The sequence below is a fragment of the Tunturiibacter gelidiferens genome, from assembly GCF_051013345.1.
Lineage (GTDB): Bacteria > Acidobacteriota > Terriglobia > Terriglobales > Acidobacteriaceae > Edaphobacter > Edaphobacter gelidiferens_A.
Map to the genome: position 1 here is coordinate 2,280,621 of NZ_CP132939.1, position 20,122 is coordinate 2,300,742.

Consider the following 20,122-nt stretch of genomic DNA (forward strand, 5'->3'; position numbering starts at 1 on the left):
TCCCCTCAGTACAAATAGTTGCTCGGAGCCGTAACTCCGATCTTGCGCGATATCAGCGACTCATCCGGTACCAACCGTGCGGCCACAGGAAGACGTTTGTCTCCAATCATTCGGTCGTCTGGTGGATGAACCACGAAGACGATCCCGTTCTTCCACAAAGTCTGAAACCGGTCGACTCGCATCGTCACATTGCCGAAGCCCGGATCGCCCAGAATCACATGCCCTGCAACAAAGCCTTTCACCACCACAAAGTGATCGAAGCCCTTCTCTCGTATCGGTACGATCACCGAAGTTTTCTCCAGCGCCAGATCCTCAATCGACATGCCGCTGAAGGCCTCCGCGTGGTATCCCCGCGCCTCGGAAAAGTGCTTCAGGTCCAACAGCGAAAATCCGCCACGCGAACGCACGCGCTTCGCATCCACGCGATGAAGAAGCCAGACCACGATCGAAGTCTCAGGCGTATCGTCCTTGAAGTCATAAGTAAGCAGTGTGCTCAACGCCGCGGCGCCGCAACTCACGTCCCAACGCTGCTTCACCACGCCCTCATCGCGAATCTCTTTCATGCTTCGAATGTTCTTGCTTCCCTGCATCCCCGTCGCTTCTCCCGTCTTCTGGGCGCGTACGGGGGCAGGGAAGAGAACAAGACTCGCCAATCCAGCAGTAAGTATCGATCGCAAGCAGTTCATCAGTGTTTTCCAGTCAGGTTGGACTGCACAATGGTCCCTACCGTCGAATTCAGATTGACGTTTAGGTTCAGCAGCACATTGATGTTGGAGTTCACCGCGTTGATGTTGACTAGCGAACTCAGATTCTGCTGCGCGCTGCCATTCAACGTGAGCGTGCCCATGTTAGTGGTTGAGGTCAGCGGACCGGTCAGCACCTGCAGCGTGCCAGCACCTGTCACTAGACCGTTGGCAGTTGACGCCGATCCTTGGAACTGCACGACTCCATTCGACAAGCTTGCTGAAACACCCGCTGCCGTGACCCGATCCATAGCGGCATCGTTCAACGGTTGGGGAGTATGCCGTGCTGTCTGGGCAAGTCCTGCTTGGGTCAGCAACGCAAGACTCGCAATCACGAAAAGACGACGCATAAATCCTCCTTGATGCCACAGAGAAGCGTAGGTCGGGGCTCCCTGGTTGGAGAGCCCCTTCCTGCGGCCGTCTTTAGCGAGACTGCGAGATGCTGTTGACCTGGGTAAGGGTCGGCATGGTGGTGAGGTTTGTCGTATGGGCAATGTTCAGCCCATTGGCAACCATACCGCCGGCCGCGTTGACGATGTTCAATGCCTTCGCATTCTGCTCTGCCGAACCGGCAAGTATCACGCTGTAGGTATTGGTGTCGCTAATGGTCGATCCATCAACGGCGATGTTCTTCGCGGCAGCTGAATCGAAGCTGACTGCGCCCTCTATATCCTCACTTACAGACTTGCTCCTCACCGCCGTGAAGGACTTTGTGTCAGACTCAGTCGTCGCAAGGGTTGTTGCCAGACTGTGGGTGAAGTCGTTCGTCACGCTCTTGTTGTGAGTCAAAGACGACATCTTTGAAACGCTGTTGCTCTTGTTCGAAGAGAGGTTTAAGGTAGCTGCCAACGAAGCGGTGTTGTTCGAGGCCGTCGTATTGGTGTTTGAGTTGTCGGCGGTAGCGTTAGATGCACTTCCACCGTTAGCAGCCTTCGTGGTGCTCATCGCAGTGCCGACTGTTCCCGAGGTGCTTCCGCCGCTCGATGAGGTGTTGTTAGACGTCGAGTTGCCCGTTGTAGCAGCGCTGCCGCCTGTCGCCGCCGTGGAGTTATTGGCGGTGGCATCGGAGGCCGATGTGCTGTTTGCGCTATCTGAAGCCATTTCGGCAGCGTTCAACGTTGCGGCCGCCGACTTCACATTGCTGAAGGTGTCAGTAAAGCTCTTGCTCTTGGTCAGGTCATTCGACTTAGCAAAGCTATCAGTCGTGCTGGTATTCAGCGAAGCGTTAAGGCTCGACGTAGAGCTCTTCATCTTGCTCACATTCGAGCTCTTGCTAACTTTCAGCTGGCTATTTGCTCCCCGCTTGTAGCCATCGAGAGTGGCTGTCGATGAGCTATCCTGCGAGATACTGTTGGCCTGCGACACATCGGTTGGTTTGGTTGAGGCATTGGTCAACGCGCTGCTGTCGTATACATTCACGCCATTGGCAACAAGCGCGTCGGTCGAGCTCACGATGTTGATGCCGCTGGCGCCCATCAACGCGGTTCCGGCGAGATTCACTGTGCCTGTGTTGTTTTCAGTCACGGTCGAGTTATTGGCGGCGATCGACGAGTTCTCTTCGCCGGCAGCGGTAACTTTGTCCATCTGATTGTCAAGCAGCGCCTGCTTTGCCTGTTTATGGTTCGTTGGTTTGGTCTTGTTCTGGCCGTAAGCGGAGCCGCCGACAAGAACCGATGCGGTAACGAGAGTGCAAATGATTTTATTCACGTCTGCCTCCTGGGCATTGTTGACGAGCGCGACCGTCTACGCAGCAAGGCCGGCCGCATAGGGGACAAAATTGACGCACCACAGTGCGGGCGCACGGAAGAGAGCGGACGCAGTGGGAACATCGCGTAAATGTTCGGATTAAGGCTTCAACTCAGGCTGAATAAAACCAGCGCAAAACGTAAAAAGCGTAGTGACGCATGCGATGAGATTGTCGTTCAAGCCGATCGCGTTCGTAATGTAGTTCGTGCATGAAGCCCGTCAATATGAATGTCATCTCTGTCTTGCAACAGATAGTGCGCGACAGATGGAGCCCGTTTCAGAAGTATCTTTCAGACTTCCGACGTTAGGCTACGTGCAATTTAAGTGCCAATTTATTTCCCCGCATTCCACAGGGGATTCTGCGTATCTCGTTTGACACCATGCAGCAACTTGCAAATATCGAGAAAACAATTCTCTCGAAGCGTCTGCCACGGTCGTAACCCTCTGGTCCGCTCCCGCCGTAACGTATGCGGCTTTACTCTATCGCGCGTCCTAATCTCCAGCATCGAGGTCCTCGATCAGCGTCCAAGTTCGACCACTGTTTTGCGGTGCAGCACGCTGTCCGAGTCACCAATCACCAACACTCCCGGCTGCTTCCACCCGTGCGTCAAAACCAGCCTCAGGCCTGTTGCGTCTCCAGCGACCTTGAAGACGGGCTCGCTTATCACTGAGCCTCCTCCAGCCAGCCTCGTGCTCAATCCCACTCCATTGACTCCAGCCGACTCGTCCCACCGCCGCCGCTGCGCATCCGTCAGGTAAACCCGGATCAAAGGATCGCTCTGGGCGGACCGCCCCCGATTTGTAACCCGAACAGTCACTCGCACCAGGCGCCGTCCATCACGGACCAAAAACCCCTTCACCTCCTCGACCCCAGCTACTGTAAAACACATCTCATCAAAGCACTGCGGTTGACCCACCGCCAACACTCTCTGCTTCTGTCCCAGCGAAACTCCTATCAACACCGCCAGATACACCACCCAAACCGCAGCCAGCCACGCGATTCCACGGCGCACTCGCAGCCGCTCGCCTCGCAGCCATGACACCCCAACGCCCACCATTCCCAGTGCCGTCCAGCCCCCCACTCCAACCAGCAAAAGCCCCGTCAGCCTCACTCCCCACCCCATTCGCGATAGACTTCTTATACGTACATGTCTCCTCATTCTTCCACGTTGTCCCCCCAGCCCGACTCCTTCTCCACAACGCCTCTTAACTCGACGCCCGATGGCAGCGCCGCGACGCCCGTCATCCTCGCCCGCGACCTGGGCAAGACCTATCGCTCCGGCAAACTCGAGGTGCCCGCTCTCCGCAAGGTCAACTTCGCCATCACACCCGGCGAGTTCGTCGCCATCGTCGGCCCCTCCGGCTCTGGAAAATCCACGCTCTTTTACATCCTCGGCGGCCTTACCGGAGCAACCACCGGCTCCGTCCTCATCGATGGCATTGACTTCGCCACACTCTCCGACGCCGAGCGAACCCGTACTCGCCGCGCCAAGATCGGCTTCATCTTCCAGCGTTTCAATCTCCTGCCCACCCTCTCGGCTATGGGCAACATCGAGATCGCCCACGACATCGCTAACCTGGGCGCCTCCACCAAGCGAGAACTCGATCGCCCTCTCCTTACCCACCTCACCGAGATCCTCGGCATCCAGGGCCGTCTTGACCACCGTCCGAACGAGTTATCCGGCGGCGAGCAGCAGCGCGTAGCCATCGCCCGCGCCCTCATCAACCGTCCAGCCATCGTCCTCGCCGACGAACCCACCGGCAACCTGGACACCAAAAACTCCGACGCTGTTCTTAAAATGCTCCGCCAGTCCAGCCGCGAACTCAACCAGACGGTCCTGATGATCACCCACAACCCTGAGGCAGCCCAGATTGCTGATCGCATCCTCCATATGCGTGATGGCGAAATCACACATATAGAAACCGTTACACGTTAATATTCCTTCTAGTCAGAAATCTGAATGTCGCGATGTAACTAGTGCTGGCTTACTAGTTAGGAAAGTAACTAGAGATTTGGTTACTTATTCAAGCCCCGTAAAGTACCGCATAAATCGCGCAGTACAGCACTTTAAAATTGAAGTAAATCGTCGCTCCCCTGTACCATTCGCTTGTCGCAACTAGATTCTGATTGCAGCGATTTGCCGGGGGTCCTGTGAATCACACTTACTTTCAACCAGAAAAAGAATTCTCTAATTGCTTCAGGCGAAAGCCCTTTCTGTTCTCTCACAACCTGGACTCCAATGATCTCTTCTCGACCCAATCGGTGGAGAAGCTGGCCGAAATCTGGAGCCGCGACAACACCAAATCTGGCTTCTTCTATCTAGATAGAAAATTCAGAGAGTGGGGCAGTGAGGACCACAAGGCCAGCCTGGTGGAAGCCTTCCGCCACTCCGACCTTAGCCGCATGAGGATGAAGCTCAGCTTCATTCACACCCAGCCGAAGTACGACAAAGTCCTCGAAACTATGACGCAAGAGCTTTCAGAGCTCACTCACGTCGACCTCGGCAAGGAGTATCGTGCGCCCATGGAGACGCTCTTCCTCACCTCTCCAAACGAGTTCACTCCATATCACATCGACAGCGAAGACAGCTTCCTCCTTCAGATTCAGGGCACAAAGACCATCTACATCTTCGATGGAAGCGACAAAGAAATTCTCAAAGACCTCGATATAGAAAAGTATTGGGCGCAGAACGAGATCGCATTCCGCGAAGAGATCAGGTCGCGCGGCGTCCGCTTCGATATGGGGCCCGGAACCGGCGTCCACATCCCCATGCACTTCCCGCACATGGTCGAGAGCGGCCCCACTTCCTCCATGTCGCTCAGCATCGGCTACGAGTCAGTTGCCTTTGACAGGGATCTCTTCCGCGTCAATCATCAGTTACGCAAACTCGGTCTCAACCCCACACCTCCAGGCAAGAGCAAAGTCATCGACAACACCAAGATGGCCGTCTTTACTGGAGCCAAAACAATCACCAAGACACTCAAGGGACTGCAACACAAGTAGGCCCCCAGTCTTCTGCTACGTCAAGGATCCCTGCCACGGCAGGGATTCTTCTTGCCTAGGCAACAAACGACGGGCTAATCCATCTTTTTCACATTATTGCTGCGATCATCCGTCCGGCAACATATGGTCGGGGTCAATGATCACCTCAGCAATCGGCGCTTTACTCTCAAGCGTCCACGTGTACGTTCCTTTTTGCATCCATGTCTCCGCGGGCAACGTCATACGTAACTTCTCACCGCTCTTGAAGCGCACCTTAACCGGAGTGGGGAGCACCAACTGTCCGCGATTGCTGATCGTCACCACCGATCCTTCGACCTTATCGACGGCGACATCGTATTTCCAGTTGCTCAGATACCATCCCCGCCAGAACCAACTCAGGTCCTCGCCACCTTCGCTCTCCATCGCGCGAAAGAAGTCCGAGGGCGAAGGGTGCTTGAACGCCCAGTCCTTGATGTACTTTCGGAACGCCCAGTCGAACCCCACGATCCGGGTATCGCGTAGTGATACTTGATGTGAATCTTCAGCTCGCCGCCGTGTCCGTTCAGCGGCGTCGCCAGACGAATCTGCATCCGCGTCTCGCTTACCAGATACTCTACCTTCGTAGTCTGCTTCCCCTGTTCAACCTCTACGGAGTCGAACCCATACCCTTCGGTCGAAGGCGGCGGCCCCGTCTCATCACCGCCACGTCTACGCCTCGTTCCGCCGCTGGCGATACGCGACCGTGAATGCTTCTTGTAGATGTTCTGCTCCACCTGCACCCACAAACTTGTTAGGGCATCCGGGCTATTGTTCGTGTAAGCAATGATCTCTGTCGTGCTCAACTGCTTCGACTTGGTATCGAGTGCCGCATGCAGTTCGTAATCCGCCTCATTCTGCCAATAGTTTGGGCCCCGAGCACCATTGCTCGAGCGGTATCCATTCACCGGATTCGGCAGAGTGCGCGGCGCAAACGTCAGTCGCGGATCATACCCAGACATCGCACTGACAGTGCTCTGCGCTAGAACGAAGTCCGCACTCAAATCAAGCCAAAAGGCAGCCAACAGCAACACGAGTAGACGAACGGGGCGGGGCTCGCTTTCCAGAATCTGAGGGTATTTTCTAGATCATAGACGCAAGCCGCAGTACGATGGACTGGGGAAACCGGTCTCTGGCCAAGCGCAAACCAAAACAAGGAACTCTCATGCCCTGGTACCAGCCCATGCCAGGCGGGACGGAGACGACGAGCAACCCGGAAAACTCGTCTCCCTCATCCTCGACACCATTGTCGATCTCTACTTCCCCGCGATCGACCACTTCGACGACCGCATCGACCAGCTTGAGGACAAAGTCTTCGACGATCCCTCCCCCGAGATCCTTCAGGCGGTCTTCGCCATCAAGCGAGAACTCATCGACCTTCGTCGCGTCCTTGTCGATACACGCGATGCCGCGCTCCACCTCCAGCGCGATGCCAACACCATCTCGACGCCGACTATCAGCCCTATGTACGCGACACTTACGATCACATCGCGCGTCTGCTCGACTCGGTCGAAACCCAGCGACCTCCTCAATAACACGTTCGACATCTACCTCCTCGGTCTCCAACCGGACAAACGAAGTCATGAAGGTCCTCACCGTCCTCGGCACCATCGCGTTACCCGCGCTTGCCATCTCGGGCATCTACGGTATGAATCTCAAAGGTCTCCCCTTTGAAGACTCTCCGAACGGAGCCGAATGGGTCGCCGGTATAACCATCCTGGCCACCGCAATCCTCCTCTACGTCCTTCGCAAGCTGAACTGGCTTTAGCTCATCGGCTCCACCTCATCAAAGCAATTTAAACGCCTGTTGACCACGCAAAACTCGCACGAAAGAGATTCCTGCGGTCGACCACTATCTTGCATCTTCTGGAGTATGACGGCAAAGCCGCCAGGGAGATTTGTTTATGACCGACTATCGTGTAAGCCAAGGGGATGTTCAGGAAGATCAGATAACCGCAGCCATCGAAAAAGTGACCTCGCAGGTGCCCTCTACCGTGTATCTGGCGTTGGCACTCGGCTCCATGGCAATCTCTGTCGGTCTTCAGGCCGCTAAGAAGCAGCACGAATCGCTCTTCGTAGGCCAGTGGGCCGCGCCCTTCCTCCTCCTCGGCATCTACAACAAACTCGTAAAACTTCATGGCTCCGATGGCGCTTCTCATGCCTGACGTTCCTCAAAAAGGCCCCGGCGCAGGGCCGGGCCTCAGCGTTCGACGCTTACCAAAGCACGCCGTCAATAGGTGTCGTCGCCGCAGGAAAGGCGGTTTCGCCCAGCAGTTGCCGAAGATTCACCTCAATCGTTGTCGTAATCGAAGTCATCGGCACATCGAAGATAGTGTTATCAAACGGGTCCTCAAGATCCCGGCCGATCTTGTCCAGCGCCAGAAAGATAAACCCAACCAGCGTCGAACCGAGCGGTGTAAACCATCCCATGCTCGTCACCAGCGCCAACGGCAACAACACGCAGTAGATCTGCACAAATAGCTGGGGGAAGTAGTCGTACTGTTTCGGCATCGGCGTGTTCTTGATCCGCTCCGCACCGCCTTGCGCATCTGCCAGGTCGTTCAAACTCTCGTCCATAGCGCGCCACTGCAACGCGTCCACCCACTCCCGCGTCTGGCACTCCAGTAGCAACTTCCCCATCACCTGCTGTATGGCAAGTGGCACATTCTTCTCCACCCGCAGCGCCTCCAACTCATGCTCGTCGAGCAGTGGCGCCAACTCAGCCCACGGCTCCAGCTTCCGCAAATGTTGCCGCAGCGCATGCACAAACGCAATCTGCAGATACACCATCCGCCGCTGCATCGCGCTCAACTCCGCGACGTCATTACCCTTCAGTGAGAGCATTCCGGTCGTCACCTGCCGCGCCCAACTCCGCGAATTGTTTACAACCGAGCCCCACAGAATCCGCGCCTCCCACCACCGCGCATAGGCAGACTGATTCCGGAACGCAACGATAATTCCGATCGCGGATCCAAAGAGCGCCAACGGAATATGCGGGAGCGCCACCCAGTCCCAGTGCAACAACTTATACGCAGCCACCACCGCAAGGTCGTACAGAACCAGCAGCAGTAGCGGCGTGCCGACATACTTGAGCATCGGCATAAGCTGTCGTCCGCGCGGAACGATCATTCGCCCTCAATCTCGACCGGCACAAACGCTCGGCCGCCATCCTCCGAGATCCTCACTTCACCGGTGCCGATGTCGTAGACCCAACCCGAGATCGTCAGCTCTTGGCGCGCCATCGCTCCAGCCACAGAAGGATGAGTTCGCAGATGCTGCATCTGCAGCAGAACATTCTCCTCCGTAACCCGGCGCATTAGCACACTCGGCTTCTCATCGCGTTCAGCCAGCGAATTCGCCACACTTAATGCCGCATGCGCATTCTTCAACCAACTCTTAACGGTCGGCATCTTCTCCAGGGCCTCGGGATGCAGCAGACCCTTCATCGCGCCGCAGTCGGAATGGCCGCACACCACCACGTGCTGCACCTTCAGCGCTGTCACGGCATACTCAATCACCGCGCTCACGCCGCCAAGCATCTCCCCGTAAGCCGGCACCAGATTACCGACATTTCGAGTTACAAATACATCGCCCGGTTGTGATTGTGTGATCAACTCAGGATCAATTCGAGAGTCCGCGCAAGTCACAATCAAAGCGTGCGGTTTCTGTGGCTCGCTCGCCGCTTTGGTGTAGATGTCCTTGTTCTCGGGATAAACTTCCATCCGGAATTTCCGTATCCCCGCCTTCAACACATCCAGCACAGTATCCATATCTCTCCCTCTCAAGCCGTCAATTGATCGCATCGCGCCGCGTGATGCAAGCTGCAGTCTATTCCTTCCACTTAATATTGCATCCAATCGAGAACCGTTGATTCGTATCCGGCCGCTTCCCCGCGATCACCGCATCCATCGCAGCTCGCAGGTCGTTTCCCGTCACAGGAAGGTCATTGCCCGAGTCCCCCTGCGAGGCCGGCTATCATCCAGCTGACCCCGATAAACCAGCGTCATCCCCGCATCGAACAGAAAAAGTCCGGCGTACAAGCCGCGTTATATGCCCGCGCCACCTCCTGGGTCTCGTCATACAGATAGGGAAAGCGGAAGCCGAGTCGCTCAGCCTGCTTCTTCATCTCCCCCGGCGCGTCCTGCGGATAAGCCTCCACGTCGTTCGACGAGATCGCCGCCATCGCAATCCTGCCCTCGTAATCCCGTCCGATCCGCGCCAGCTCCTCTTCCACGTGTTTCACAAACGGGCAGTGTACACAGAGAAACATTACCAGCAGCCCGTGGCATCCGGTGGTCGAGCAGTTTGCCGCGTCTGCCCGCGCATCCTCTGACGCCGTCGCGAACACATCATCCCGACCCACAGCCTTCCCGCTCACCACATCCAATAACTCAAACGCCGGAGCCGTACTCCCCAGCGAGACCATAGTCGACTGCGTTCTGGACATCACACCCTCCACTACCTCAACGATCATAGCCAACTCTCGCTACATCACGCCCCGCGGCACCAAATTACTTGAGGCCGAGCCCTACTCGACCGGTCAACCTCAGCTTCTCGCACGGCTTGCCCCACTGGTCGGCCGTCGAGATCGATCAGCCTAACGGCCATTCCAATCGCCTTAGATCATCCCTCGAGGCCAACCACCCAGAACCTGTCTCAACAATTCCGCCCTTCGATCCGTGGCTCTATCCTCAAAGCATCGTGATCATCCCACGCACCCTCCCCGGCGGCCGCACCACAAGCCACGCTCTGCCGGTCGGTCCGAACAACCTGCCCCTCTGTCGCTGGTGCGAACTTGAAATCATCTCCAGACGCCGCCGTACCTTCTGCAGCGATTACTGCGTCCACCAGTGGCGTCTCCGCACTGACCCCGGCTACCTACGCGACCAGGTCTTCGCCCGAGACCGTGGCATCTGCCACGTATGCGCCATCGACACCATCGCCGCCTATAACGCCCTGAAACGATCCCGAGGCTCCGCCCGCGCTGCAGGGCTACGACTCTACGGCATGAAGTCCATCACCGCCCGCCGCAGCCTCTGGGACGCCGACCACATTCGTCCCGTAGCCGAAGGCGGCGGCCAATGCGACCTCGACAACATCCGCACACTCTGCCTCCTCTGCCATCGCGAAACCACTGCCCAGCTCCGCCAGCGCCTCCGCCTTACCCGAGCCTCTTAGTCCAGCTCATCCATAAGCCTGATACTCCTTCCAAAACTCAGGCCACGGCAGCCGCGGTGGCCCGCACACAAACACGCTCCCACCTTTCTCCTCGTTGTCGACACCCTCTGGATTGTCGATCCGCGCCACCATTCGGCAGTCCGTAAAGGCCTTGTCCGCAGTAGCCTTGGAAAGTCCCAGCACGATCAGGGGCGTCGGCGGCACCGCAGGATACCCCTAAGCCACGCCGAGTTCGTCCTGCTGATCGGCATCGGCAACCCATACGCAGGCCCCAGAATCTCAACGGCGCCCTGCTCCCCGTAGTTCCCCGTAAACACGCCGACGCTTGACCGTTGGTCGGCGGGAAGGAATCGCGGATTCCCGCCACCATCGCCACCATCTCCTTCCACCCAAGCTCCTCGCGGAGATCGCCATTGTTCTTCAGCGCGAACTGTTTCAGTGGTCCATCCGCCGCCAGCGGCACAATGATCGCGTACACAAAAATTCCGTAAGCCGCCATCCCGACGAACGCCACCCCCAGTACAACCCGCCGCCACGCTCGTCCAAGCGACGCAACCCATCTCTCCCCAGCTACCGCACCCATCGCCATCAGCATCGGATACGCCGCCGCCAGATAGTACCCGCGCCCCTTGCCTAACAGGAACAGTGCGAACGGCACCAGGTACATCCATCCCAGCATCCGATATCGCCTCTCCCGCAAAAAACAGATCACTCCGGCAATCCACAACGGCGCAGCCGCCAGATTCGCACAGATCTTGAACTGGTCTCTCACGAAACCGTTCGCGCGCCCCTGCCGAACATCCCGCACATGAATGTGCTGCAAGAAATGCACCGAGATAAATCCATGCTGCACCTGCCAGATAATGTTAGGCGCGAAGATCAACAGCGCGACCGCCACTCCACTCCAAAACCAGGCACTCGCAAAATAACGGCGAGCCGAACTCAGCACCATTCCGCTCACGATTCCCGCAATGAAAAACACAATCGTGTACTTGGTCATCAACCCCAGGCCAACAAACACTCCGATCGCCAGCCACCATCGGGGGTTCTCCGTCTTCAACAACCGAATGACGAAGTAAGCGATCAGAACCCACCACAGATAGTCGAACGTGGAGTACTGAAACTCGGTCCCCTCAAACACCGGCAACCCGGAGGTCGCCACCGCCAGCGCGGCCGTCACCTGCGCCAGCCGTCCACCGCCCAACTCGCGAGCCGTCAGCCCCGTCACCACAATGGCCAGCGCCTGCGCAATCACGGAAAACAGCCGCAGCCCCACCATCGACACCCCAAACAACCGCAAACCCACCCGCTCCGCAAACGGCGTAAGCGGAGGATAGGCAACGAACCCCCAATCCAGATGCCGCGCATCGCTCAGAAACTGGAACTCGTCCCGGTGAAATCCATACCGCCCATTCGTCATCAGGTGGATGACCGCCACCACCAGCGCGATCCCCACCAGCGCCAAATTATCTGCCTGCGTCGCCGCACGCGAGCCACTCCCCGTTCGAAGCAAGAATCCCTCCGCGCTAGATCGTTGTGTCCGACAAGCTACGCAACACATTACACGGGGTTCACCCCCGTTCCGTCTTTTGATGCCGACGACACCCAGATTCCTGAGGATGAGCCGTCCACTTTTCCTACATTTCCACGCTCATCCACACCAAGCATCCCTTGCTCTTACCCGTGTTCGAGCCTACCCTCAAAACTGTTCTGTTACAGAACACTAAATCCGCCGTCCGCGCCCACATTATGCAAAATCCACAGTAAAACCCGCGGTTTTCACCGTTTTGACACATTAACCCCGCGTAAATAGGGGTATTCGCACAGCTAACACAACATGTTGTGCTTTATACTTGACACACCCCATAAGGGGCGTTACTTTCACGACTGCAGCCAAGCAAAGCACAGCCGAGTTCCTTACATTTCACGACCCAGAACGCCGCCGGCTCCTTTAGCCGGATACATATCCAGCGCTCTCGTCGTCAGTTTTACCTCCCCGGTCGAACGCCTCCGGGAGGCATCGGCACCTTAGATTCTTCATCCAATTAGAAGGAGTACTCCCCAATGGCGACCATCTCAAACCAGACCCACACTCAAGGCCAGAACGGCACCCAGACCACACCCGGAGCAGCCGGCTTCAAGAATCAGCGCACCCCGGGCCTGACGTTTGATCGCCACTTCACCAAGCCCGGCATCTCCCCCTACGACGAGATCGTCTGGGAGCTCCGCGACGCCATCATTCAGGACTTCAAGGGCAAGACCATCTTCGAGCAGAAGAACGTCGAGGTTCCCGCGGACTGGTCCATGACCGCGACCAACATCGTCGCCAGCAAATACCTCCACGGCCTTAACGGCACCGACGAACGCGAATCCGGCGTCCGCGCCCTCATCACCCGCGTCGCTGAGTCCATTCGCGACTGGGGCATCGCAGGCGGCTACTTCGCCTCCCAGAGTGACGCCGACACCTTCTACGCCGAGCTCGCCCACCTCCTCCTCAACCAGAAGGTCGCCTTCAACTCGCCCGTCTGGTTCAACGTAGGTTGCGACCGCCTCGAGCCCAACTCCGACGCTCAGAACTGGCACTGGAACGCCACCACCGGCAAAGTCGAGTTCTCCGTCACCGGCTACACCAAGCCCCAGTGCTCCGCCTGCTTCATCAACTCCGTGCAGGACTCGCTCGACTCCATCCTCACCCTCGCCAAGACCGAGGGCATGCTCTTCAAGTGGGGCTCGGGCGCAGGCTCGAACCTCTCAGGCATCCGCGGCTCCATGGAAACACTCTCTGGCGGGGGCACCGCCTCCGGCCCCCTCTCCTTCATGCGCGGCTTCGACGCCTTCGCCGGCGTCATCAAGTCCGGTGGCAAGACCCGCCGCGCCGCCAAGATGGTCATCCTCAACGTCGACCATCCAGATATCGACGACTTCATCCAGTGCAAGGTGAAGGAAGAGCAGAAGGCCTGGCACCTCATGCAGGCGGGCTACGACGGCAGCGGCCCCGACTCCGAAGCCTACAGCTCCATCTTCTTCCAGAACGCCAACAACTCCGTCCGCGTCACTGACGAGTTCATGCGCGCCGTCGAGTCCGACAGCACCTTTGTCACCCGTACTGTCAAAGAGCGCACCCCGGTCAAGGAGTACAAGGCCCGCGACCTCATGCACAACATCGCCGAAGCCACCTGGCAGTGCGGCGACCCCGGCATGCAGTACGACACCACCATCAACCGCTGGCACACCAGCAAGAACACCGCACGCATCAACGCCTCCAATCCCTGCTCGGAGTACATGTTCCTCGATGACTCCGCCTGCAACCTCGCCTCCTTCAATCTCCTCAAGTTCCTCACCCCCGGCGGCCAGTTCGACATCCCCAGCTACCGCCACGCCATCGAGATCGTCACCACCGCCATGGAGATCATCGTCGACTCCGCCGGCTACCCCACCGAGATGATCTCGAAGAACTCGCACGACTACCGCCCCCTCGGCCTCGGTTATGCGAACCTCGGCGCGCTCCTCATGGCCTTCGGTCTCCCCTACGACTCCGACGCCGGCCGTGACTTCGCCGCCACTCTCACCTCCATCCTCTGCGGCGACGCCTACTGGCAGTCCTCCCGCATCGCCGAAACCTGCCCGCCTCTCGGCGCAGCCACCCCGCTCACCCAGCAGGCCGAAATCGCTGGCGGAGCCTGCCCCGGCTTCTACGTCAACCGCGAGCCCTTCCTCGACGTCATCCGCATGCATCGCGCCGAGGTCAACAACATCGGCACCTCTCGCTCCTCCAGCGAGCCCTTCTCCGTCCCCCAGCTCGATCAGCTCATCGAAGCCTCCCGTCACGCCTGGGACGGCGCACTCGCCCACGGCGAAAAGCACGGCTACCGCAACTCCCAGGTCACCGTCCTCGCCCCAACCGGCACCATCGGTTTCATGATGGACTGCGACACCACCGGCATCGAGCCTGACCTGGCCCTCGTGAAGTACAAGAAGCTAGTCGGCGGCGGCATGATCAAGATCGTCAACAACACCGTCCCCTCGGCCCTCATCAAGCTCGGCTACGACGAGGCGCAAGTCAACGCCATCGTCAGCTACATCGACGCCACCGGCACCATCGAAGGCGCTCCCGCCATCAAGCCCGAGCACCTCGCCGTCTTCGACTGCTCCTTCAAGCCCTCCAAGGGAACCCGCAGCATCTCCTACATGGGCCACATCAAGATGATGGGCGCCACCCAGCCCTTCCTCTCCGGAGCCATCTCCAAGACCGTCAACCTCCCGCAGGACTGCTCCGTCGACGACATCGCCGAAGCCTACATGGAAAGCTGGCGCCAGGGCCTCAAGGCCGTAGCCATCTACCGCGACAACTCCAAGGGAACCCAGCCCCTCAACGTCACCGCCCAAACCGACGCCGACAAGAAGGGAACCCGCGCCACCAACGCCGTAGCCCCGGTAGCCGCAGGCTCCATCGAAATCGAGGAAGCCGTCGAAGCCGCCAAGGCCGCCTCCCGCCAGCAGCTCACCGAGGCCATGGAGACCGCCACCGCCGCCCACACCCGCATCCACTCCCTCGAAACCCAGCTCAAGCAGATCGCCGAAGCCGCTCTCCAGAACTCCGACGCCGCAGACTCGCAGGCACCGCCCCGCGCCGTCCGCCACCGTCTCCCTGCCGAGCGCGCCTCCGTCACCCACAAGTTCGGCCTAGCCGGACACGAGGGCTACATCACCGTCGGCCTCTACCCCAACGGCCAGCCCGGCGAAATCTTCATCCGCATGGCCAAGGAAGGCTCCACCGTCTCCGGACTCATGGACTCCTTCGCCACTGCCGTATCTCTCGCCCTCCAGCACGGCGTTCCTCTCCGTGTCCTCTGCGAGAAGTTCGCCCACACCCGCTTCGAGCCCTCCGGCTGGACCGGCAACGAGCAAATCGGCTACGCCAAGTCGATCATGGACTACATCTTCCGCTGGATCCAGATCCGCTTCCTCTCCGGACACCAGTTCGACCTCTTCGCCGGCCTCACCCCCAAAGCCAGGGCCACGCCAGCATCCCAACCAGCATCCCCGTAGAAGGCACCGTCAACGCCCCCAACAACCGCATCGAATCGTCCACGTTGACCGGACCCTCCAGCACCTCGGCACCCGTCAACCGCATCGAGTCCTCAGTCCTCCCCAACCTCCACGCCTCTGCTGTCATCCTGAGCGGAGCGAAGGATCCCGAAGCCGCCGGCCCAGCCACCAACAGCTTGGATCTTTCTGCCTCAACCGGCGACTACGACAGCCACGAGCACACCCACCCCACCACCCCACCCCAACAGGGAATCGCCCCCGATCTCGCAGCCCGCAGCGGCCTGACTGAGAGCGGACAACGGACAACGGACAACCTCTCCCTCGAAGACCGCGGCATCTACCACGCCTCCGACGCCATGAAGTCCATGTACGAGATGGGCGACTCACCGTCCTGCGCCACCTGCGGAGCCATCATGACCCGCAGCGGATCCTGCTACCGCTGCATGTCCTGCGGCAGCACCAGCGGCTGCAGCTGATGAACCTCATGTGGGTTGATGTGGGGTTGTGTGTGGGTTTACGCATAAGGTTGAAGTTGTACCCCATAAAGCTAAAGTCGACACCCCATAAGCCTAAAGCGCTTTTGGGGTGTTTTTAGCAGCAGCAGAGTAAGAGATTGGGTCTATTGGTCCGGGCGTGCTTTCGCTGACCAAGGAAAGAAGTGATCACGTTCGCTCCTGAGTGAGCCGCACGATAGTAGAACTGTTGTATGAATTGTGATCGTCAGCTGCCCGGACCTGGGTATAGACAGCACGCATGAGGTGGCTTGCTGCTATGCTGCGGAAGGCTTCGTCGTTCATCAATCGGACGAATATCTCTTCGTTGCCATCCATTCGATCAATAAACAAATTTTCCAGCTCCTTATTGAAAACCGGCTCAAAATTTTCGATGGTGTTCGTCATCACTGCCTGACGCAGTTGCTCATTGGCAACAGCAGTTTCACGAACCTGTTCAAAAAAAGTTGATCAGCTGGAGTGAACTCGGTGCCAAAACGTTCATTCAGTTTACCCACCAACGTTGACAGTTGCACGTCTTCATCCGGCTGGCCGGTACCGACATCGGTCGGTCCCTTAAGGGCCTCGGCCTCACCCGCCTTCAAATCTATCGCCCCTTCACTGATTTTCTGGAGGCGATAAAACTTCAACTCTACTTCGTCATCAATCTCAATTCTTCGGATATCCGAAGTCTGCGGCAGTTTCGTCAGCAAGAAGCGTGCATACGTGTAGAGTTTTTCAAAGTCAGAGTCCTGGTAAGGGATTATCTGTGAAACAAAGCTGTAAAGATTGCGAAAACTCGCCAATTGACTCTTGAACAAGTTTCCGTCTTCTTCCCTCAGCTGTTTAAAACGCTCTACGGCGAGGTCTAATAAGCCATTTAGTTGCTTATGCTCGCCGCCCGTCGGGTTCATCCGGTTTCGAAACCAGATCTCGCACCATTCGTTCACCTCAGTTGCGGTAAACACCCTCCAACTCGCTAGGGTATGAGCTAAAGTACTGAGCTGCTGCGGGTCAGTGTCCTCCCCTTGGGTGTCACTTGGTAGTACGGCTTGAATGATTTATAGATTTCGTCTGGCTCATTCACAAAGTCGAGCACGAAGGTATCAGTCTTGCCTCGCGTCGTACGATTGAGACGTGACAACGTCTGTACGGCCTGAATGCCTGACAACCTTTTGTCTACGTACATGCTGTGTAGAAGGGGCTGATCGAAGCCGGTCTGGTACTTCTCTGCCACCAACAATACTTGATACTCTTCTGTGTTAAATTTCTCAGGCAGCTCAGATTCCTTGATGCCGTTGTTCATTCCAATTTCGGTAAATTTCTTGTCACCGTACTCCTTAAGCATGATCTCGCCCGAGAAGGCTACCAAGGATCTGATATCCGCGTAGCCTTTTTCCTTGATGTATTTGTCAAACCCAAGCTTGTAGCGCACGGCATGCTCGCGCGAGCCGGTGACCACCATCGCTTTGGCTCGCCCACCAATCTTGTGGCGTGTATGGGTACGGAAGTGCTCGACGATCACCTCCACCTTTTGTGCAATCTCGTAGTCGTGGAACTCCACGAACCGCGCTAGTGCGCGGGCTGTCTTGCGTCTCGGTAGCTCGGGATCGTCCTCGACCTTCTGGATCAGTTTGTAGTAGCGCCGGTAACTGGTGTGATACTTCAAGACATCGTGGATGAAGCCCTCTTCGATGGCTTGGCGCATGCTGTAGTGATGGAACGGGGACTTGCCATCCAGGCCCGCCTCGTCGAATACGCACAGCGTCTTGAATTTGGGGGTCGCCGTAAAAGCAAAAAAGCTAAGGTTGGGCTGCTTGGTACGTTTCAATTGCTCGCGCAGCAGTTCCTTTTTGGCTTCCTCACTTAACTCGTCGTCGTCCAAGTCGAGCATTTGCTCGGCAACTGCCGCCTCAATGCCATCTTTGTTGAGGATTTTGCGCAGCTCCATTGCAGTTTCGCCGCTTTGCGAGCTGTGGGCCTCGTCCACGATCACAGCGAAGCGCTTGCCCGCAGTGGAGAGCATCACCGAGTGGCCTTTCCCCTTCATCGTACGAATGGCCTGCGTGATGAACGGAAATTTTTGGATAGTAGAGATAATGATAGGAACACCGTCTGCGAGCGCTTTTGCCAGTTGCTGTGTGTCCTCGTCAATTTTTTGCACCACGCCAAGCTTGTGCTCGAACTGAAAGATGGTGTCCTGTAACTGCTGATCGAGTACGAGCCGGTCTGTAATCACAACCACCGAATGGAAGATCTTCTCGTTATGGATGTCGTGCAAGCTAGAGAGACGGTGTGCCAGCCAAGCAATCGAGTTCGATTTACCTGAGCCCGCCGAATGCTGAATCAGATAATTGTGCCCCGCCCCGTGGGTCTGGGCATGGTCAGTTAGAGTACGCACCGCATCCAACTGGTGAAAACGCGGAAAGATCATTGACTCTTTGCGGTTCCGCTTGATGCCTCTCTCCGTCACGACTGTATTTTCTTCGATATGGAGGTGGATAAAACGCGCCAGAATATCCATAAAACTGTCGCGCACCAAAGCCTTGTGCCAGAGGTAGGAGGTGCGAACGTCTCCATCTACAGGCGGGTTTCCTGCGCCATGCTCAAAGCCAAGGTTGAAGGGCAGGAAAAACGTATCTTTTCTTTCGAGCTTCGTGGTCATGAATACGAGTTCTGTATCAACGGCAAAGTGCACAAGGCAGCGCTGCCCGAAAGCGAACAGCAAATCCTTTGGATCGCGCTCAAAACGATACTGATACTTGGCGTGCTCCACGTTCCAACGAGTTGCTGACATCGGATTCTTCAGTTCTATCGTTGCCACTGGCAGCCCATTCACCACCAGCACTACGTCTGGTATCGCTCCGCTCTTGGTCGGAACTTGGCGCACAACGGTAAGGCAGTTGTCCGCGTATCGTTCCGTGGCCGTGGGGTCCAGTCCGGTATTGGGTGCGAAATAAGCCAGTCGTACCGTTTTTCCGACGCACTTGAATCCCCCACGAAGCACCGCCAATGCGCCTTTGGCGGCCAGTTCCTTGACCAGGCTGTCGAGCAGGATCGCTTGTGCCTTGCTCGCGTCTAGTTGCGTGAGCCTCGTCCAGATCTGGGGCTGCGTCTTCTGCACAAAGGCCACCACATCAGCTGGAAATAAGGCGGTCTCCGGATCATACGCACTCGGGACACCTTTAACATATCCGCCACTGGTCGTCAGCGTGTCTTCGATGTCGTTCTCAAAGTCGATTTCTCTATGCATGTCGATCCTTGTGCAGAGGCTGATTCGCTTCTAGCGAATCACCTCAACGTTGGTGTTCTCCAGATCTGCCAGAGACATACCGTTCACATCAGAGTAGCGGTAATGGCGAATCGTGTGGTCACGTTGCAGGTACTTTCTCTCTACATCTAGGTACGGGCTCGCGTCTGGATGATTGCTCAGCACATATCTGGTTACCTGCAATTTGCTGCGTTTGGCGGTATAAGCGTTGACCGTAGCATGCAACGCCTTCAACCAATCCACACTGGCCTGCAACTGAGCTGGCACATCCTGAGGAATGCTCTCGGACTTAAACTCAAGGCAGTACGTGAAAAGCTTGCCTTCACGCAGATTGAACACCACGAAATCGCAGCGCTTCGACCAAGGCTTGGCGTTGTCGTCGAGAAAATGAAACAGTGGTGGCGAAGATCCGTTTTTCTTAGAATCAAGCCTAATCACAAGGACCTCGCCCGCCGTCTGTAGTCTCACCTTATATTCAATGGGTTTACTGCCATTTTCACCGTATCCCTTTTCCCTCAGCACGATTTCATCCTGCCCGGCCTGGGGTTCACCGTAATGATTGGTGTTCAGGTAAGACTTTAGGCAGTTGAAGTATCCCTGCGCGTTTAAGGCCATCTGGTCACTC

The 20,122-nt window shown here is 57.2% G+C and carries 21 protein-coding genes and 1 pseudogene; 8 read left to right on the forward strand and 14 right to left on the reverse strand.

Annotated features, from left to right (window positions below; translation table 11 throughout):
• Positions 1-5: 5 nt before the first annotated feature.
• The 4 genes from RBB80_RS11320 to RBB80_RS11335 all read right to left on the reverse strand — a co-directional run bounded on the left by RBB80_RS11320 (position 6) and on the right by RBB80_RS11335 (position 3,613).
• Complete coding sequence (locus RBB80_RS11320; RefSeq protein ID WP_433968271.1) at positions 6-686, reverse strand: C39 family peptidase; 681 nt, start codon at positions 684-686, stop codon at positions 6-8.
• A complete protein-coding gene (locus RBB80_RS11325; RefSeq protein ID WP_433968272.1) occupies positions 686-1,093 on the reverse strand; it encodes a hypothetical protein in 408 nt (135 codons plus the stop codon). The genes RBB80_RS11320 and RBB80_RS11325 overlap by 1 nt, the downstream gene beginning before the upstream one ends.
• A gap of 73 nt (positions 1,094-1,166) precedes the next feature.
• On the reverse strand, positions 1,167-2,450 hold the full coding sequence (locus tag RBB80_RS11330) for a hypothetical protein (protein ID WP_433968273.1): 1,284 nt from the start codon (positions 2,448-2,450) through the stop codon (positions 1,167-1,169).
• Between the two features lie 557 nt (positions 2,451-3,007).
• A complete protein-coding gene (locus RBB80_RS11335) occupies positions 3,008-3,613 on the reverse strand; it encodes a hypothetical protein (protein ID WP_433968274.1) in 606 nt (201 codons plus the stop codon).
• Between the two features lie 24 nt (positions 3,614-3,637).
• Between RBB80_RS11335 and RBB80_RS11340 the strand changes: the two genes are divergently transcribed.
• On the forward strand, positions 3,638-4,426 hold the full coding sequence (locus tag RBB80_RS11340; protein WP_433968275.1) for an ABC transporter ATP-binding protein: 789 nt from the start codon (positions 3,638-3,640) through the stop codon (positions 4,424-4,426).
• 326 nt (positions 4,427-4,752) lie between these two features.
• The gene (locus tag RBB80_RS11345; RefSeq protein ID WP_433968276.1) at positions 4,753-5,493 is read left to right on the forward strand and encodes a JmjC domain-containing protein; all 741 of its coding nucleotides are present in this window, start codon (positions 4,753-4,755) and stop codon (positions 5,491-5,493) included.
• A 105-nt stretch (positions 5,494-5,598) separates the two neighbouring features.
• Here RBB80_RS11345 and RBB80_RS11350 read toward each other — a convergent pair whose 3' ends face one another.
• Together RBB80_RS11350 and RBB80_RS11355 are read right to left on the reverse strand one after the other, a co-directional pair.
• Positions 5,599-5,895 (reverse strand): hypothetical protein, encoded by a 297-nt coding sequence (locus tag RBB80_RS11350; protein ID WP_433968277.1) that lies wholly within the window; start codon positions 5,893-5,895, stop codon positions 5,599-5,601.
• Entirely contained in the window at positions 5,868-6,470 is a 603-nt protein-coding gene (locus tag RBB80_RS11355) for a hypothetical protein (protein WP_433968278.1), read from the reverse strand. Before RBB80_RS11355 ends, RBB80_RS11350 begins: the two co-directional genes overlap by 28 nt.
• A gap of 283 nt (positions 6,471-6,753) precedes the next feature.
• Here RBB80_RS11355 and RBB80_RS11360 point away from each other — a divergent pair.
• The 3 genes and pseudogenes from RBB80_RS11360 to RBB80_RS11370 all read left to right on the forward strand — a co-directional run.
• A pseudogene (locus RBB80_RS11360) lies at positions 6,754-6,906 on the forward strand (CorA family divalent cation transporter); the annotation flags it as partial.
• 31 nt (positions 6,907-6,937) lie between these two features.
• Positions 6,938-7,276 carry a CorA family divalent cation transporter gene (locus RBB80_RS11365; protein WP_433969619.1) on the forward strand — a complete coding sequence of 113 codons (339 nt, stop codon included), beginning with the start codon at positions 6,938-6,940 and terminating at the stop codon, positions 7,274-7,276.
• Between the two features lie 136 nt (positions 7,277-7,412).
• A complete protein-coding gene (locus tag RBB80_RS11370; RefSeq protein WP_433968279.1) occupies positions 7,413-7,673 on the forward strand; it encodes a hypothetical protein in 261 nt (86 codons plus the stop codon).
• Between the two features lie 49 nt (positions 7,674-7,722).
• Here RBB80_RS11370 and RBB80_RS11375 read toward each other — a convergent pair whose 3' ends face one another.
• The 3 genes from RBB80_RS11375 to RBB80_RS11385 form a co-directional block, all read right to left on the reverse strand.
• Positions 7,723-8,637: a bestrophin family protein gene (locus RBB80_RS11375; protein ID WP_433968280.1), complete on the reverse strand. Its 915-nt coding sequence runs from the start codon at positions 8,635-8,637 to the stop codon at positions 7,723-7,725.
• Positions 8,634-9,278 carry a carbonic anhydrase gene (locus RBB80_RS11380; protein WP_433968281.1) on the reverse strand — a complete coding sequence of 215 codons (645 nt, stop codon included), beginning with the start codon at positions 9,276-9,278 and terminating at the stop codon, positions 8,634-8,636. The genes RBB80_RS11375 and RBB80_RS11380 overlap by 4 nt, the downstream gene beginning before the upstream one ends.
• 233 nt (positions 9,279-9,511) lie before the next feature.
• Positions 9,512-9,955 (reverse strand): redoxin domain-containing protein, encoded by a 444-nt coding sequence (locus tag RBB80_RS11385; protein ID WP_433968282.1) that lies wholly within the window; start codon positions 9,953-9,955, stop codon positions 9,512-9,514.
• Between the two features lie 68 nt (positions 9,956-10,023).
• Between RBB80_RS11385 and RBB80_RS11390 the strand changes: the two genes are divergently transcribed.
• The gene (locus tag RBB80_RS11390; RefSeq protein WP_433968283.1) at positions 10,024-10,686 is read left to right on the forward strand and encodes an HNH endonuclease; all 663 of its coding nucleotides are present in this window, start codon (positions 10,024-10,026) and stop codon (positions 10,684-10,686) included.
• A gap of 37 nt (positions 10,687-10,723) precedes the next feature.
• Here the strand turns inward: RBB80_RS11390 and RBB80_RS11395 are convergent, their stop codons facing one another.
• The gene (locus tag RBB80_RS11395) at positions 10,724-12,199 is read right to left on the reverse strand and encodes a glycosyltransferase family 39 protein (RefSeq protein WP_433968284.1); all 1,476 of its coding nucleotides are present in this window, start codon (positions 12,197-12,199) and stop codon (positions 10,724-10,726) included.
• Between the two features lie 551 nt (positions 12,200-12,750).
• Between RBB80_RS11395 and RBB80_RS11400 the strand changes: the two genes are divergently transcribed.
• Together RBB80_RS11400 and RBB80_RS11405 are read left to right on the forward strand one after the other, a co-directional pair.
• A complete protein-coding gene (locus tag RBB80_RS11400) occupies positions 12,751-15,735 on the forward strand; it encodes a vitamin B12-dependent ribonucleotide reductase (protein ID WP_433968285.1) in 2,985 nt (994 codons plus the stop codon).
• A gap of 44 nt (positions 15,736-15,779) precedes the next feature.
• Complete coding sequence (locus RBB80_RS11405; RefSeq protein ID WP_433968286.1) at positions 15,780-16,211, forward strand: hypothetical protein; 432 nt, start codon at positions 15,780-15,782, stop codon at positions 16,209-16,211.
• 186 nt (positions 16,212-16,397) lie between these two features.
• Here the strand turns inward: RBB80_RS11405 and RBB80_RS11410 are convergent, their stop codons facing one another.
• From RBB80_RS11410 to RBB80_RS11425, 4 genes are read right to left on the reverse strand one after another with little or no spacing between them, the layout of a single operon-like run.
• Positions 16,398-16,634 (reverse strand): hypothetical protein, encoded by a 237-nt coding sequence (locus tag RBB80_RS11410; RefSeq protein WP_433968287.1) that lies wholly within the window; start codon positions 16,632-16,634, stop codon positions 16,398-16,400.
• Entirely contained in the window at positions 16,634-17,194 is a 561-nt protein-coding gene (locus RBB80_RS11415) for a hypothetical protein (protein WP_433968288.1), read from the reverse strand. The genes RBB80_RS11410 and RBB80_RS11415 overlap by 1 nt, the downstream gene beginning before the upstream one ends.
• Before the next feature lie 23 nt (positions 17,195-17,217).
• Positions 17,218-19,479, reverse strand: a complete 2,262-nt coding sequence (locus RBB80_RS11420) for a type I restriction endonuclease subunit R (RefSeq protein WP_433968289.1) — start codon at positions 19,477-19,479, stop codon at positions 17,218-17,220.
• Positions 19,480-19,509: 30 nt separating this feature from the next.
• Positions 19,510-20,112, reverse strand: coding sequence for a hypothetical protein (locus RBB80_RS11425; protein ID WP_433968290.1), 603 nt, complete (start codon positions 20,110-20,112; stop codon positions 19,510-19,512).
• Positions 20,113-20,122: the final 10 nt, after the last annotated feature.